General features: G+C 49.9%; 12 protein-coding genes, 5 tRNA genes and 3 rRNA genes. 2 read left to right on the top strand and 18 right to left on the bottom strand.

The features are described from left to right. Nucleotides 1-195: 195 nt before the first annotated feature. The 11 genes from rplL to AC6I8A_RS01205 all read right to left on the bottom strand — a co-directional run bounded on the left by rplL (nt 196) and on the right by AC6I8A_RS01205 (nt 5,722). Nucleotides 196-558: a 50S ribosomal protein L7/L12 gene (rplL, locus tag AC6I8A_RS01255; protein ID WP_256698085.1), complete on the bottom strand. Its 363-nt coding sequence runs from the start codon at nt 556-558 to the stop codon at nt 196-198. A gap of 66 nt (nt 559-624) precedes the next feature. Beyond that, on the bottom strand, nt 625-1,122 hold the full coding sequence (rplJ, locus tag AC6I8A_RS01250; protein ID WP_007886294.1) for a 50S ribosomal protein L10: 498 nt from the start codon (nt 1,120-1,122) through the stop codon (nt 625-627). A 348-nt stretch (nt 1,123-1,470) separates the two neighbouring features. Continuing rightward, on the bottom strand, nt 1,471-2,175 hold the full coding sequence (gene rplA / locus AC6I8A_RS01245) for a 50S ribosomal protein L1 (protein WP_008108395.1): 705 nt from the start codon (nt 2,173-2,175) through the stop codon (nt 1,471-1,473). 3 nt (nt 2,176-2,178) lie between these two features. Continuing rightward, complete coding sequence (gene rplK / locus AC6I8A_RS01240; RefSeq protein WP_008108393.1) at nt 2,179-2,607, bottom strand: 50S ribosomal protein L11; 429 nt, start codon at nt 2,605-2,607, stop codon at nt 2,179-2,181. 149 nt (nt 2,608-2,756) lie between these two features. Further along, the gene (nusG, locus tag AC6I8A_RS01235; RefSeq protein ID WP_008108391.1) at nt 2,757-3,302 is read right to left on the bottom strand and encodes a transcription termination/antitermination protein NusG; all 546 of its coding nucleotides are present in this window, start codon (nt 3,300-3,302) and stop codon (nt 2,757-2,759) included. Nucleotide 3,303: 1 nt separating this feature from the next. After that, the gene (gene secE, locus AC6I8A_RS01230; RefSeq protein ID WP_008108388.1) at nt 3,304-3,687 is read right to left on the bottom strand and encodes a preprotein translocase subunit SecE; all 384 of its coding nucleotides are present in this window, start codon (nt 3,685-3,687) and stop codon (nt 3,304-3,306) included. Between the two features lie 227 nt (nt 3,688-3,914). Next, nucleotides 3,915-5,099 carry an elongation factor Tu gene (gene tuf / locus AC6I8A_RS01225; protein WP_256697630.1) on the bottom strand — a complete coding sequence of 395 codons (1,185 nt, stop codon included), beginning with the start codon at nt 5,097-5,099 and terminating at the stop codon, nt 3,915-3,917. A gap of 107 nt (nt 5,100-5,206) precedes the next feature. After that, a tRNA-Thr gene (locus AC6I8A_RS01220) sits at nt 5,207-5,282 on the bottom strand. Nucleotides 5,283-5,287: 5 nt separating this feature from the next. Next, nucleotides 5,288-5,362 (bottom strand) — tRNA-Gly (locus tag AC6I8A_RS01215). Nucleotides 5,363-5,554: 192 nt separating this feature from the next. Next, nucleotides 5,555-5,639, bottom strand: a tRNA-Tyr gene (locus tag AC6I8A_RS01210). Between the two features lie 7 nt (nt 5,640-5,646). Further along, a tRNA-Thr gene (locus tag AC6I8A_RS01205) sits at nt 5,647-5,722 on the bottom strand. A gap of 328 nt (nt 5,723-6,050) precedes the next feature. On the opposite strand from AC6I8A_RS01205, the gene AC6I8A_RS01200 reads away from it, so the two are divergent. Both AC6I8A_RS01200 and coaA read left to right on the top strand, forming a co-directional pair. Continuing rightward, a complete protein-coding gene (locus AC6I8A_RS01200) occupies nt 6,051-6,644 on the top strand; it encodes a GNAT family N-acetyltransferase (protein ID WP_497817896.1) in 594 nt (197 codons plus the stop codon). A 202-nt stretch (nt 6,645-6,846) separates the two neighbouring features. Next, nucleotides 6,847-7,797 carry a type I pantothenate kinase gene (gene coaA / locus AC6I8A_RS01195; protein WP_436333546.1) on the top strand — a complete coding sequence of 317 codons (951 nt, stop codon included), beginning with the start codon at nt 6,847-6,849 and terminating at the stop codon, nt 7,795-7,797. 59 nt (nt 7,798-7,856) lie between these two features. On the opposite strand, the gene birA is transcribed toward coaA, so the two are convergent. The 7 genes from birA to hemG form a co-directional block, all read right to left on the bottom strand. Continuing rightward, the gene (gene birA, locus AC6I8A_RS01190; RefSeq protein WP_436333544.1) at nt 7,857-8,819 is read right to left on the bottom strand and encodes a bifunctional biotin--[acetyl-CoA-carboxylase] ligase/biotin operon repressor BirA; all 963 of its coding nucleotides are present in this window, start codon (nt 8,817-8,819) and stop codon (nt 7,857-7,859) included. Next, nucleotides 8,816-9,853, bottom strand: coding sequence for a UDP-N-acetylmuramate dehydrogenase (gene murB, locus AC6I8A_RS01185; protein ID WP_436333545.1), 1,038 nt, complete (start codon nt 9,851-9,853; stop codon nt 8,816-8,818). The genes birA and murB overlap by 4 nt, the downstream gene beginning before the upstream one ends. Before the next feature lie 149 nt (nt 9,854-10,002). Continuing rightward, a 5S ribosomal RNA gene (gene rrf / locus AC6I8A_RS01180) occupies nt 10,003-10,118 on the bottom strand. Nucleotides 10,119-10,225: 107 nt separating this feature from the next. Continuing rightward, nucleotides 10,226-13,131: ribosomal RNA gene (locus AC6I8A_RS01175) — 23S ribosomal RNA — on the bottom strand. 213 nt (nt 13,132-13,344) lie between these two features. Further along, a tRNA-Glu gene (locus tag AC6I8A_RS01170) sits at nt 13,345-13,419 on the bottom strand. Between the two features lie 88 nt (nt 13,420-13,507). Next, a 16S ribosomal RNA gene (locus AC6I8A_RS01165) occupies nt 13,508-15,047 on the bottom strand. The 16S, 23S and 5S rRNA genes sit together here with 1 tRNA gene alongside, the layout of an rRNA operon. A 409-nt stretch (nt 15,048-15,456) precedes the next feature. Then, nucleotides 15,457-15,993 carry a menaquinone-dependent protoporphyrinogen IX dehydrogenase gene (hemG, locus tag AC6I8A_RS01160; RefSeq protein WP_293795768.1) on the bottom strand — a complete coding sequence of 179 codons (537 nt, stop codon included), beginning with the start codon at nt 15,991-15,993 and terminating at the stop codon, nt 15,457-15,459. Nucleotide 15,994: the final 1 nt, after the last annotated feature.

Genomic DNA, 15,994 nt, shown 5'->3' with positions numbered 1-15,994 from the left:
CATCGCCGTTGCTTAGGCAGGGAACCTTTGCAGGAGAGCGATATATTAAGGCGTCGATAGAAAAAGATATTGAAGAGGAATGACGGACAAACAGTGCGAAACGCCATCACTCCCCTGTAGCGCAAAAAGGCTGGTGACCTAAACAGTCACCAGCCATCAGCCTAATGTAACTCAGGCTGCAACCCGAAGGTTGTCTTACTTAACTTCAACGTCAGCGCCAGCTTCTTTCAGCAGTGCTTCCAGAGCAGCTGCGTCATCTTTGCTGATGCCTTCTTTGATTGCGCCAGTAGCTTCAACCAGGTCTTTAGCTTCTTTCAAGCCCAGGCCGGTTGCAGTACGAACCGCTTTGATTACTGCGACTTTGTTAGCGCCAGCAGCTTTCAGAATTACGTCGAATTCAGTTTTCTCTTCAACAGCTTCAGCTGGGCCAGCAGCAACAGCTACAGCAGCAGCAGCAGAAACGCCGAATTTTTCTTCCATAGCAGAAACCAGCTCAACTACTTCCATTACGGACATAGCGGCAACAGCTTCCAGAATTTGGTCTTTAGTGATAGACATATCGATTGTTCCTAAAAATCAGAAAAAGTTTATACGTTAGCAAGCACGAAGGAAAAGAATTTGGCCTTAAGCCGCTTCTTTTGCATCGCGCACAGCAGCCAGAGTGCGGACCAGTTTGCCAGCAGCGGCTTCTTTCATGGTCGACATCAGACGTGCCAGTGCTTCTTCGTAAGTCGGCAGAGTTGCCAGACGGTCAATATTGGCCGCCGTGATCAGCTCACCTTCAAAGGCTGCAGCTTTGACCTCAAATTTTGCATTCGCTTTAGCGAAATCTTTGAACAGACGAGCAGCAGCGCCCGGGTGTTCCAAAGAGTATGCAATCAGGGTCGGACCAACAAACGTGTCTTTCAGGCACTCGAAAGGAGTACCTTCAACGACGCGGCGCAGCAGGGTGTTACGAACAACACGCATGTAAACGCCAGCTTCACGACCTGCTTTACGCAGTTCGGTCATTTTATCAACGGTTACGCCGCGGGAATCCGCAACAACCGCTGAAAGCGCGCCTTTGGCTACTTCGCTAACTTCAGCAACAATCGCTTGTTTGCCTTGAAGATTTAATGCCATTAGCTTTGCTCCTGGATTGGCCGGGAATAATTTCCCGGAACTCACTTCACTCATTCACCCGAAGGCGATAAGCGCTATTACACGGTGAGCAGAATCCAGCGAAGAAAAAATTCTTTTTGGTTCTGTCACCGTCTACGCAGGGTATTAAGCAAGATATCCGAAAATATTCTGCTCCTGCGGTCTCGGACGGAGGCCAGGATAAGGCCTGGCTCCAACCTAAGCGATTGAATAACTAAGCCTTTAGACTTTGTCATTCACTCACTTTGAATCTGGGTTCTGAATTGCATTAACAACCAGAACAACGGGCGTAAGATTCTAGATGAATTTTTCGCCCGTTACAAGCAGCAATTAGTTTGCTGATGCGCTCAGACCAGCCTGGTCAACGGCAACGCCGGCGCCCATGGTGGTAGAGATGCTGACTTTCTTGATGTACACGCCTTTCGCCTGAGATGGTTTAGCTTTTTTCAGCGCAACCAACAGGGATTCCAGGTTTTCTTTCAATTTGTCAGTGTCAAAATCCACTTTACCGATGGTGGTGTGGATGATGCCGTTTTTGTCGTTACGATAACGAACCTGACCTGCTTTAGCATTTTTAACTGCTTCAGCAACGTTAGGGGTTACAGTACCAACTTTCGGATTTGGCATCAGACCGCGTGGGCCCAGAACCTGGCCCAACTGGCCAACAACGCGCATTGCATCTGGAGATGCAATAACAACGTCAAAGTTCATTTCGCCTTTTTTGATCTGCTCAGCCAGGTCTTCCATACCAACCAGCTCTGCGCCAGCTGCTTTAGCAGCTTCAGCGTTTGCACCTTGGGTGAAGACGGCAACACGTACTGAACGACCAGTACCGTGTGGCAGAACGGTCGCGCCGCGCACGTTCTGATCAGATTTACGTGCATCGATGCCGAGGTTAACAGCAACGTCAACGCTTTCAACAAACTTAGCGGTAGCCAGTTCTTTCAACAGAGCAACAGCTTCGGTGATGTCGTACTGCTTGGTCGCGTCAACTTTGTCGCGAATTACGCTCATGCGCTTGGTCAGCTTAGCCATTTCTTAATCCTCTACTACCAGGCCCATGGAACGAGCAGTACCTTCAATAGAGCGAGTCATCGCTTCTACGTCAGAACCAGTCATGTCCGCAGCTTTAGTTTCTGCGATTTCACGTACCTGAGCACGAGTCACTTTACCGACTTTATCTTTGTTCGGCTTACCAGAACCAGACTTGATGCCCGCTGCTTTTTTCAGCAGAACGGCAGCCGGAGGCGTTTTGGTAACGAAAGTGAAGGAACGGTCGCTGTATACAGTGATAACAACTGGAGTAGGCAGGCCTTTCTCCAGTGATTCTGTCTTAGCGTTGAACGCTTTGCAGAATTCCATGATGTTAACACCCTGCTGACCCAGAGCTGGACCAACAGGTGGGCTTGGGTTAGCCATACCAGCTGCAACCTGCAGCTTGACGTAGGCTTGTACTTTCTTGGCCATGATATTTCCTCAATTGGGTTTTAGCGCCTGAAAAAACAGGCTCCCCGTGATAACGATTTACACGCTAATAGCAGCGCATAAAAACAAAAGGCGCGAAATTATAGGTAAATTTCGCGCCTTCTGCAAGAGCTAAAAAGTGAACAAAAGGGTTAAGCTTTTTCCACCTGAGCGAAGTCGAGTTCCACTGGCGTTGCACGGCCAAAGATGGAAACAGAAACTTTCAAGCGGCTCTTCTCGTAGTCCACTTCTTCGACCACACCGTTGAAATCGGCAAACGGACCGTCGCTGACGCGCACCATTTCCCCTGGCTCGAATAGCGTTTTTGGACGCGGCTTATCACCAACCTGCTGCAGGCGGTTCATAATCGCATCAACTTCTTTATCACTGATTGGCGCAGGACGATCGGACGTTCCGCCGATAAAGCCCATCACACGCGGTACACTGCGTACCAAGTGCCAGCTGGCGTCATTCATTACCATCTGGACCAATACGTAGCCAGGAAAGAATTTACGTTCGCTTTTGCGACGTTGGCCACCACGGATCTCGACGACTTCTTCAGTCGGCACCATGACTTCGCCAAAAAGCTCTTCCATGTTGTGCAGTTTGATATGCTCGTGCAGCGATTTAGCTACGCGAGCTTCAAAACCGGAGAACGCCTGAACGACGTACCAGCGTTTTTTTGGAGCTTCAGACATCTCAGAACCTCAGGCCAGTGATAAACGATACCAGACGGACCAGAATACCATCCAGCCCCCACAAAATCAGTGACATCACGGCAGTTACCGCGGCAACGATTAACGTGGTGTGCAATGTTTCCTGGCGAGTTGGCCAAATGACCTTACGCATTTCGGTTCTTGCTTCACGGGCAAATGCCACAGTCGCTTTGCCTTTGATTGTCAGCAGTGCGATGCCGCCTGCTGCAGCAATCAGCACTACTACAGCCAGCGCACGCAGCGGCAGAGTTACATCGCGATAAATATAGTTGCCGACAATTGCTACCAGGAGCAATGCGATCACAACTACCCATTTCATCGCTTCAAGGCCGCGCCCGCTTCCTTGAGCTTCGGTATTCGCACTCATAAACCAACCTGCCACAATAATTCAGAAACTATTCTGCCCCGCAGAGCGAGGCATCCAAACCGAATGAGCTTTTGAGCGTAACTCGGTATCCAACGCCGTGAAACAGAGCCTGTCTCAACAATGATTATGATTGAAAATCACTGATGAGCCAGGTTCTATGTAACAGCGTGCAAAAAGGGCATCAAATGATGCCCTTTCCTTGTGCATTGCGTCAAATGTTATCGCAATTAAGCGATAATTTCAGCAACAACACCCGCACCAACAGTACGGCCGCCTTCACGGATTGCGAAACGCAGACCCTGATCCATAGCGATTGGCTTGATCAAAGTTACGGTCATTTTTACGTTGTCGCCTGGCATTACCATCTCAACGCCTTCTGGCAGCTGAACGTCACCGGTCACGTCAGTAGTACGGAAGTAGAACTGAGGACGGTAGCCTTTGAAGAACGGAGTATGACGGCCGCCTTCATCTTTAGACAGAACGTAAACTTCTGAAGTGAACTGGGTGTGTGGCTTGATTGAACCCGGCTTAGCCAGAACCTGGCCACGCTCGATGTCTTCACGCTTGATACCACGCAGCAGAACACCACAGTTCTCGCCTGCCTGACCCTGGTCCAGCAGTTTGCGGAACATTTCAACGCCAGTACAGGTTGATTTCACTGTATCTTTAAGGCCAACAACTTCAACTTCGTCGCCCACTTTAACGATACCGCGCTCAACACGACCGGTAACAACAGTACCACGGCCAGAGATTGAGAATACGTCTTCGATTGGCAGCAGGAACGGCATGTCGATTGCACGAACTGGCTCTGGGATATAAGTATCCAGATGCTCAGCCAGCTCAATGATTTTAGCTTCCCACTCAGCTTCGCCTTCCAGCGCTTTCAGAGCAGAACCACGAACGATTGGAGTGTCGTCGCCTGGGAAGTCATATGCTGACAGCAGGTCACGTACTTCCATCTCAACCAGTTCCAGCAGCTCTTCATCATCAACCATGTCGCACTTGTTCAGGAACACGATGATGTAAGGAACGCCAACCTGACGACCCAGCAGGATGTGCTCACGAGTCTGTGGCATAGGGCCATCAGTCGCAGCAACAACCAGGATCGCGCCGTCCATCTGCGCAGCACCGGTGATCATGTTTTTCACATAGTCGGCGTGGCCTGGGCAGTCAACGTGCGCATAGTGGCGAGTCGGGGTTTCATATTCAACGTGAGAGGTGTTGATGGTGATGCCACGTGCTTTCTCTTCTGGCGCTTTATCGATCTCGTCGAATTTGCTTGCCTTACCGCCGTAGGTTTTAGCCAGAACGGTGGTGATTGCTGCAGTCAGAGTGGTTTTACCATGGTCAACGTGACCGATGGTGCCGACGTTTACGTGCAGTTTGTTACGCTGAAATTGCTCTTTAGCCATCGCTAGTCCCTCTAAGACACGGATATATCGAAGATATCGTCATATCAACCAGGCAAGGCCTGACTGTTTGGTTTACAGAGAGAGAATCAGGAGAGAGATAAAGGAAGTGGTGCTGATACCCAGAGTCGAACTGGGGACCTCACCCTTACCAAGGGTGCGCTCTACCAACTGAGCCATATCAGCACATCTGGAGCGGGCAGCGGGAATCGAACCCGCATCATCAGCTTGGAAGGCTGAGGTAATAGCCATTATACGATGCCCGCATCCTGGAACTCGGCTACCTGTTCTTTCTGTAGCTTATGAATAATAAAAGAAGACCTTCTATTATTCGAGCCGGTCAGAGTTTCTGACCAACTTTGATTACGCTAATGCGCAATCTGAAATTCGAAGGTGAGAGATGAAGAACTCACCCATCAGATAAAGACTTTATCTGATGCCCAACCAGGAGGTTGAGATGGTGGTGGGAGAAGGATTCGAACCTTCGAAGTCTGTGACGGCAGATTTACAGTCTGCTCCCTTTGGCCGCTCGGGAATCCCACCTACTTGATGGTGCCGGCTACCGGAATCGAACTGGTGACCTACTGATTACAAGTCAGTTGCTCTACCAACTGAGCTAAGCCGGCATCAAGTGGAGCGCATTCTAGGAAGACCCGAAGAAGGATGCAACAAAAAAATCGCCAAAATTGCTCTATCGCTTACTATTTGTGCAAATCATCTCAAATTAGCTATCTCATGCAGTAAAATCATCCAAAACATGTCCATTTTTACATCACTCTGTCGATTGATTTTCTCTGTATCAACATCATTGCCAATGCACATATTTGAAGCGCACTGCCTTTCTCCTGTGCAAATTTTAGACTTTTTTTGTGAAAACCTCCTCCACAGCCATTTTTTCGGCTGGCCCGCATTTTGCCTATCTATTAAATCGGGTCATTAAATGGAGTGTGTCGTATGAATATTGTTCAGATTACTGCAGAAACATTACCCCGTTATCGCGAGGCTTTGGCTGCCCTGATGATAGACGCGGTAAAAAACAATATGACTTCGGCATTCCAACATTCGCAAAAGATGCAAAAGATGCAAAAGATGCAAAAGATGCAAAAGATGCAAAAGTATCAGGATGCCGAGCGTTATTTTCATAGCTTGCGCAACCAAATGGCACACCATGAGCTACTGTTATGGATCGCAATCATCGACTCGGTTGTGGTGGGAAGCGTACAGCTCAACATTTGTCAGCGCCCAGATGGACAAAATCGCGCGGAGGTTTTACAGCTGCTCGTGCATTCCAGCGCTCAACGAGAAGGGATCGGGCGCAGATTAATACAAACGCTTGAGCACAAGGCAGAAAGCTATCAACGTGGTCTGCTTTATTTGGATGTCATTGCGGGTTCTGTAGCAGAGAATTTTTACCGTTCGCACGGCTATCACTATTTAGGGGAATTGCCCGACTATGCATTATGCGCGGATGGGCATCCTCATCCCGGCGCGATTTACTATAAACGTCTGCGCGCCCGCCCAGCAGAAAATGTAGTGACAAGCTACTGACCGACAAGAAAAATGCGGGCACGCTTGCGAAAGCGTGCTCCTGTTTATCATTTTACTTCTTTTTAAAGTCACACTGGTGTTACCCTCCTGCCCATTGTTCTCGTTAATTACCCCTGTGACGTGCAATTGAGTTTGATACATCGTTGTATGCCTAATGCAGCAAGGTGTTGATGAATCAGAATTTGCACTCAAATGCATGCTTATGAGTAAAAAAACGACATCTCTTACTACGCCCTATTTGCAGTTTAATCGCCAGCAATGGGCAGCACTGCGCGATTCAGTACCAATGACGTTGGCTGAAGGTGAAATTGAGCGTCTGCGTGGTATCAATGAAGACCTTTCATTAGAAGAAGTGGCCGAGATTTATCTGCCGCTTTCGCGTCTGCTTAATTTCTATATCAGTTCTAATCTGCGTCGTCAGGCAGTGCTTGAGCAATTCCTTGGCACTAATGGGCAGAAAATCCCTTATATCATCAGTATTGCCGGCAGCGTTGCGGTAGGAAAAAGCACAACCGCTCGTGTGCTTCAGGCGCTGCTTAGCCGCTGGCCAGAACACCGTAAAGTAGAACTGATCACTACTGATGGTTTTTTGCATCCTAATTCCGTGCTCAAAGAGCGCGGTCTGATGAAGAAAAAAGGGTTCCCACAATCCTACGATATGCATCGCCTCGTTAACTTCGTCTCTGATTTAAAATCAGGTGCCAGTCAGGTGACAGCGCCGGTTTATTCTCATCTGATTTACGATGTCATTCCGGATGGCGATAAGGTTGTACAACAGCCTGATATTCTTATTCTTGAAGGATTGAATGTGCTGCAAAGCGGTATGGACTATCCTCACGATCCTCATCACGTATTTGTGTCTGACTTCGTCGATTTTTCAATTTACGTCGATGCACCAGAGTCATTACTCGAGAATTGGTATGTAAATCGATTTTTGAAATTCCGTGAGGGTGCATTTAGCGATCCTGACTCTTATTTCCATCACTATTCGCAATTACCAGAAGAAGATGCACTCAATATTGCGCGCGGGCTTTGGAAAGAGATTAACTGGCTTAATTTAAAGGAAAATATCCTGCCTACACGTGAGCGGGCCAGCCTTATTATGACTAAGTCGGCTGATCATGCTGTGCAAAGTGTACGTTTGAGAAAATAGTTTTTTTAATGAAATGCCCATAAAAGAGTGTGGGCATTTTATTTTTTAGTTGGTATGAATTAATTGTCTGGGCGCAGTGAAATCTCGCCCCCGACCCAGGATTTAATGACTCCGTCCTGCTCCAGTAATAAACCGCCCTGCTTATCAATACCACGCGCAATGCCATATACCTCACGATCCCCAATAAGTAGCTTTACTGGGCGATTAATGAAGTTATCAAGGAGTTCCCAGCGGGAGACAAAAGGAGCCAAACCATCGCGCTCAAAAATGGGTAACGCTTCACGCAGGCTATTGATCAACTTTGCAGCTAACTCGTTGCGATCAATACCAACACCAGCTTCCTGAAGATTAATCCAACCCTGATTAATTTCTGCCGTACCTTCTGAACGCATCAGCAAATTGACGCCCGCACCTATAACGATCTGAGCGGCATCTCCTGTTTTACCGGTTAACTCAACTAAAATACCGGCAAGTTTACGATCGTTAAGATAGAGGTCATTTGGCCACTTAACCCGGACATTCGGCGCACCTAATGATTGAATCACCTCTGCCATGATGATACCAATCACCAGACTCAGGCCCATCGCCGCGGCTGGCCCCTGCTCCAGGCGCCAATACATGGACATATACAGGTTGGAGCCAAATGGAGAAAACCACTTACGGCCGCGACGTCCGCGCCCTGCTTGCTGATATTCGGCAATGCACGCATAGCCAGACGGCAATTTATCCATCCGATCCAGCAAATACTGATTGGTAGAATCGATAACAGGAATCACCGCCAGATTAGGTTGATGCAGGTGAGATAGAATGACTTCTTCATCCAGTAACTGGATAGGTTCCGGTAAGCTGTAGCCTTTACCCGTCACCGTATAGACATCCAGACCCCAGCTTTTCAGGGTCTGTATATGTTTATTGATCGCTGCACGGCTCATGCCAAGTGCTTCGCCCAGTTGTTCACCAGAGTGAAATTCACCATCAGCCACCAATGCCACCAACTTTAACGGCACGCTATTATCTTTCATGAAATTACCTCAACGGCGTTACGCTCGCCTCGAGCACCGATAAAGCGCACTTCTGGCTCCAGCCAAACATCAAATTTTTGACCGACTCTATTTCTGACCTGATGCGCCAAATCGACAATATCCTGTGGAGTGGCATGATCTTCATTAATCAGTACCAAAGCCTGTTGTCGGTGAACTGCGGCACCGCCAACACGAAAGCCTTTAAGGCCGCATTGGTCGATCAACCAGCCAGCTGCTAATTTCATTTCACCGCTGACCTGAGGATAATGAGGAATGGATGGCCACTGCTTAACTAGCGCAGTTGCATGCTCAGCGGTGATGAGCGGATTCTTGAAGAAACTCCCCACATTGCCTGTAATTTTTGGGTCAGGCAGTTTGCTTTGACGCATATGGCAAACAGCAATGAATACATCCCACGCACAGACTGTTGCTGGGTTTAATTTAGTTAGATCACCATAAGTCAGAACAGGTTTCCACTGTTTTGCCAGGCGTAATCCCACTGCAACAATGACATAGTCATTCTTCATTGCATGTTTGAAAACACTATCGCGGTAGCCAAACTGGCACTCTTCCCGGCACAAACGAATAATCTTTTGCGTTGGAAGATGTAAAACGTCAACGTAGTGACAGATATCTTTAAATTCGACACCATATGCACCGATATTTTGAATCGGTGCTGAGCCTGCCATGCCGGGAATTAGCGCCAGGTTTTCCAGTCCTGTAATGCCTTTCTTTAGCGTCTGTTCAACTAAAGCATGCCAATTTTCGCCAGCACCAACATGTAAATGCCATGCTTCGTCATGCTCTTCGATAGTTATGCCTTTAATCGCATTAACGACCACAGAGCCGCTGAAATCTTCCAGAAAGAGTACGTTGCTCCCTTCGCCTAATACAATAAAGGGCAGATTTAATTGCTGACTGTTTTTCCAGGCAAGGGTAATAGCGTCAGGAGTTTCAGCGATGGTCAGCGTTTGGGCATTGATCGCAAGACCAAGGGTGTTGAAAGCTTCTAGGGATGTATTGGGGCTGGACATTTCACGGCCTTTACTGATTAATCTGGCCGTAGTTTACCTGATCGGCAGGTTGCTAGTTTGATGTTTTCGTATTTCTGATGGGATATTACTGATGTGCCGACGTAAAAAGGCCCCGAACTTTCGTTCGGGGCTTCTTCACTTAATTTGATGCCTGGCAGTTCCCTACTCTCGCATGGGGAGACCCCACACTACCATCGGCGCTACGGCGTTTCACTTCTGAGTTCGGCATGGGGTCAGGTGGGACCACCGCGCTAAAGCCGCCAGGCAAATTCTTTGCGCAAAAACGAATAACATCCGCTTCCGCTGAATCTTTAATCCGTAAAACAAGCTGAAAATCTCCGGTCTCTCAGACCAAAACGCCTCTGGCGTTGTAAGGTTAAGCCTCACGGGTCATTAGTACCGGTTAGCTCAACGCATCGCTGCGCTTACACATCCGGCCTATCAACGTCGTAGTCTTCAACGTCCCTTCAGGACTCTCAAGGAGTCAGGGAGAACTCATCTCGGGGCAAGTTTCGTGCTTAGATGCTTTCAGCACTTATCTTTTCCGCACTTAGCTACCGGGCAGTGCCATTGGCATGACAACCCGAACACCAGTGGTGCGTTCACTCCGGTCCTCTCGTACTAGGAGCAACCCCCCTCAATTCTCCAGCGCCCACGGCAGATAGGGACCGAACTGTCTCACGACGTTCTAAACCCAGCTCGCGTACCACTTTAAACGGCGAACAGCCGTACCCTTGGGACCTACTTCAGCCCCAGGATGTGATGAGCCGACATCGAGGTGCCAAACACCGCCGTCGATATGAACTCTTGGGCGGTATCAGCCTGTTATCCCCGGAGTACCTTTTATCCGTTGAGCGATGGCCCTTCCATTCAGAACCACCGGATCACTATGACCTGCTTTCGCACCTGCTCGAGCCGTCACTCTCGCAGTCAAGCTGGCTTATGCCATTGCACTAACCTCCTGATGTCCGACCAGGATTAGCCAACCTTCGTGCTCCTCCGTTACTCTTTGGGAGGAGACCGCCCCAGTCAAACTACCCACCAGACACTGTCCGCAGCCCGGATCACGGGCCTACGTTAGAACATCAAACATTAAAGGGTGGTATTTCAAGGTTGGCTCCACGCAGACTGGCGTCCACGCTTCAAAGCCTCCCACCTATCCTACACATCAAGGCTCAATGTTCAGTGTCAAGCTATAGTAAAGGTTCACGGGGTCTTTCCGTCTTGCCGCGGGTACACTGCATCTTCACAGCGATTTCAATTTCACTGAGTCTCGGGTGGAGACAGCCTGGCCATCATTACGCCATTCGTGCAGGTCGGAACTTACCCGACAAGGAATTTCGCTACCTTAGGACCGTTATAGTTACGGCCGCCGTTTACCGGGGCTTCGATCAAGAGCTTCTCCTTGCGGATAACCCCATCAATTAACCTTCCGGCACCGGGCAGGCGTCACACCGTATACGTCCACTTTCGTGTTTGCACAGTGCTGTGTTTTTAATAAACAGTTGCAGCCAGCTGGTATCTTCGACTGGCTTCAGCTCCGGGAGCAAGTCCCTTCACCTACGCGCCAGCGTGCCTTCTCCCGAAGTTACGGCACCATTTTGCCTAGTTCCTTCACCCGAGTTCTCTCAAGCGCCTTGGTATTCTCTACCTGACCACCTGTGTCGGTTTGGGGTACGATTTCGTGTTACCTGGAGCTTAGAGGCTTTTCCTGGAAGCAGGGCATCAGTTACTTCACCACCGTAGTGGCTCGTCGTCACGCCTCAGCCTTAAGATATCCCGGATTTACCAAAGATATCAGCCTACACGCTTAAACCGGGACAACCGTCGCCCGGATAACCTAGCCTTCTCCGTCCCCCCTTCGCAGTAACACCAAGTGCAGGAATATTAACCTGCTTCCCATCGACTACGCTTTTCAGCCTCGCCTTAGGGGTCGACTCACCCTGCTCCGATTAACGTTGAACAGGAACCCTTGGTCTTCCGGCGAGCGGGCTTTTCACCCGCTTTATCGTTACTTATGTCAGCATTCGCACTTCTGATACCTCCAGCAACCCTCACAGGCCACCTTCAACGGCTTACAGAACGCTCCCCTACCCAACAACACATAGTGTCGCTGCCGCAGCTTCGGTGCATGGTTTAGCCCCGTTACATCTTCCGCGCAGGCCGACTCGACCAGTGAGCTATTACGCTTTCTTTAAATGATGGCTGCTTCTAAGCCAACATCCTGGCTGTCTGTGCCTTCCCACATCGTTTCCCACTTAACCATGACTTTGGGACCTTAGCTGGCGGTCTGGGTTGTTTCCCTCTTCACGACGGACGTTAGCACCCGCCGTGTGTCTCCCGTGATAACATTCTTCGGTATTCGCAGTTTGCATCGGGTTGGTAAGCCGGGATGGCCCCCTAGCCGAAACAGTGCTCTACCCCCGAAGATGAGTTCACGAGGCGCTACCTAAATAGCTTTCGGGGAGAACCAGCTATCTCCCGGTTTGATTGGCCTTTCACCCCCAGCCACAAGTCATCCGCTAATTTTTCAACATTAGTCGGTTCGGTCCTCCAGTTAGTGTTACCCAACCTTCAACCTGCCCATGGCTAGATCACCGGGTTTCGGGTCTATACCCTGCAACTTAACGCCCAGTTAAGACTCGGTTTCCCTGCGGCTCCCCTATACGGTTAACCTTGCTACAGAATATAAGTCGCTGACCCATTATACAAAAGGTACGCAGTCACCCCATTAAAGAGGCTCCCACTGCTTGTACGTACACGGTTTCAGGTTCTGTTTCACTCCCCTCGCCGGGGTTCTTTTCGCCTTTCCCTCACGGTACTGGTTCACTATCGGTCAGTCAGGAGTATTTAGCCTTGGAGGATGGTCCCCCCATATTCAGACAGGATACCACGTGTCCCGCCCTACTCTTCGAACTCACAGAATGTGCACTTTCGTGTACGGGGCTGTCACCCGGTATCGCGCGACTTTCCAGACGCTTCCACTAACGCACAAACTGATTCAGGTTCTGGGCTGTTCCCCGTTCGCTCGCCGCTACTGGGGGAATCTCGGTTGATTTCTTTTCCTCTGGGTACTTAGATGTTTCAGTTCCCCAGGTTCGCCTCGCAACACTATGTATTCATGTTGCGATGATGCACTGAGTGCACCGGGTTTCCCCATTCGGACATCGTCGGCTGTAGCGGTTCATATCACCTTACCGACGCTTTACGCAGATTAGCACGTCCTTCATCGCCTCTGACTGCCAGGGCATCCACCGTGTACGCTTAGTCGCTTAACCTCACAACCCACAGGCGTTTTGCAACGCTGCGGACTGCAGGCATTGAGAGACTCGAACATGTTGTTATTCATTTCTTATTACGGAGAAATGAACCAACACGTCGTTTCAATTTTCAGCTTGTTCCGGATTGTTAAAGAGCAATATCTCAAACATGACGGTTAAGTCAGTTTTGAGATACTTCGTGGAGACACCTTTCACCTGTCACCAAGCAAGTGGCGTCCCCTAGGGGATTCGAACCCCTGTTGCCGCCGTGAAAGGGCGGAGTCCTAACCGCTAGACGAAGGGGACACGATAGTGTCACGACTTCGCAGCCGTCTTGCTCATTACTTTTTATCAGACAATCTGTGTGAGCACTGCGCGGGAAGGTATCTTCAGGTAAGGAGGTGATCCAACCGCAGGTTCCCCTACGGTTACCTTGTTACGACTTCACCCCAGTCATGAATCACAAAGTGGTAAGCGCCCTCCCGAAGGTTAAGCTACCTACTTCTTTTGCAACCCACTCCCATGGTGTGACGGGCGGTGTGTACAAGGCCCGGGAACGTATTCACCGTAGCATTCTGATCTACGATTACTAGCGATTCCGACTTCACGGAGTCGAGTTGCAGACTCCGATCCGGACTACGACGCACTTTATGAGGTCCGCTTGCTCTCGCGAGGTCGCTTCTCTTTGTATGCGCCATTGTAGCACGTGTGTAGCCCTACTCGTAAGGGCCATGATGACTTGACGTCATCCCCACCTTCCTCCAGTTTATCACTGGCAGTCTCCTTTGAGTTCCCGGCCGGACCGCTGGCAACAAAGGATAAGGGTTGCGCTCGTTGCGGGACTTAACCCAACATTTCACAACACGAGCTGACGACAGCCATGCAGCACCTGTCTCAGAGTTCCCGAAGGCACCAAAGCATCTCTGCTAAGTTCTCTGGATGTCAAGAGTAGGTAAGGTTCTTCGCGTTGCATCGAATTAAACCACATGCTCCACCGCTTGTGCGGGCCCCCGTCAATTCATTTGAGTTTTAACCTTGCGGCCGTACTCCCCAGGCGGTCGACTTAACGCGTTAGCTCCGGAAGCCACTCCTCAAGGGAACAACCTCCAAGTCGACATCGTTTACGGCGTGGACTACCAGGGTATCTAATCCTGTTTGCTCCCCACGCTTTCGCACCTGAGCGTCAGTCTTTGTCCAGGGGGCCGCCTTCGCCACCGGTATTCCTCCAGATCTCTACGCATTTCACCGCTACACCTGGAATTCTACCCCCCTCTACAAGACTCTAGCCTGCCAGTTTCGAATGCAGTTCCCAGGTTAAGCCCGGGGATTTCACATCCGACTTGACAGACCGCCTGCGTGCGCTTTACGCCCAGTAATTCCGATTAACGCTTGCACCCTCCGTATTACCGCGGCTGCTGGCACGGAGTTAGCCGGTGCTTCTTCTGCGGGTAACGTCAATCGGTGAAGCTATTAACTTCACCGCCTTCCTCCCCGCTGAAAGTACTTTACAACCCGAAGGCCTTCTTCATACACGCGGCATGGCTGCATCAGGCTTGCGCCCATTGTGCAATATTCCCCACTGCTGCCTCCCGTAGGAGTCTGGACCGTGTCTCAGTTCCAGTGTGGCTGGTCATCCTCTCAGACCAGCTAGGGATCGTCGCCTAGGTGAGCCATTACCCCACCTACTAGCTAATCCCATCTGGGCACATCCGATGGTGTGAGGCCCGAAGGTCCCCCACTTTGGTCTTGCGACGTTATGCGGTATTAGCTACCGTTTCCAGTAGTTATCCCCCTCCATCGGGCAGTTTCCCAGACATTACTCACCCGTCCGCCACTCGTCACCCGAGAGCAAGCTCTCTGTGCTACCGTTCGACTTGCATGTGTTAGGCCTGCCGCCAGCGTTCAATCTGAGCCATGATCAAACTCTTCAATTTAAGTTTGATTTGCTGAAACAAGTTCAGCGGTGCTCATCTGTAAAACGTCATAATGAATTTCATTATGTGTTCACTCGTGAGGCTTTGATATTTTGTTGCGTCCGGAGACGCTGATATCAATCCTGCGAGTGCCCACACAGATTGTCTGATAAATTGTTAAAGAGCGTTGCGAGCAGCGGCTGAACCGTCTGTCGCGAGGTGGCGTATACTACGCTACTCTCCTTCGGAGTCAAACACTTTTTTCAGCGTTTTCATCCGGCGGGATGAATTTCTTCACTCCCTGCTGAGCCGTCTGCGTTGCCGCTTTGCCGTCTCAGTGGTGGCGCATTATAGGGAGTTATTCGGAGCTGACAAGGGTTTATTGCAAATAAATTACTGTTCGACCTAAATTTCGCCACAACGCTGTATTTCACAACGATTTGCCTGGTAACTGCGCAAAATCCTGGGCAAAAAGCGCCACTTTATTCCAATCAGTGTATTCCACTTCTTTCGATGCATCTGTTTCGCCGCCGGTCATACGCATAATGAATTGAATCATGACGCGATCAAACCAGCGATAACGCGGATAACGCAACGCGCCAGCGAAAACCGCACAGCAATCGGGTTGCCACGGTGACTGCTCCAGGAACTTGCGCGTATACGCATTGGTCTCTGGCGTGCACTTATCGGCTTTACGCGCTGTGAGGTTAACACTAAAGAAGCCGCTTACGCGCTGCTGCAACTGTGCTCTGTGCTGCGTAACAAACTTAAGCAACGCCGGATTGAAATGACCGTAGCGGATCGAAGCACCAATCAGCACGCGATCGTACTGCAACCAATCAATCTGGTTTGCCTCCAGTAGATCGATCACGTCACACAGTTGATGCGGCACTAACGTCTGCGCAATGCGCGCGGCAATGTCACGGGTTTGCCCATCGCGGCTGGAATACAGAATCAACGCTTTCATT

The organism is Pantoea sp. X-Soil-ISGK-275 (assembly GCF_059730795.1).
Note: the sequence above shows the minus strand (reverse complement) of the source record. Positions and strands in the feature narration are given on the sequence as shown.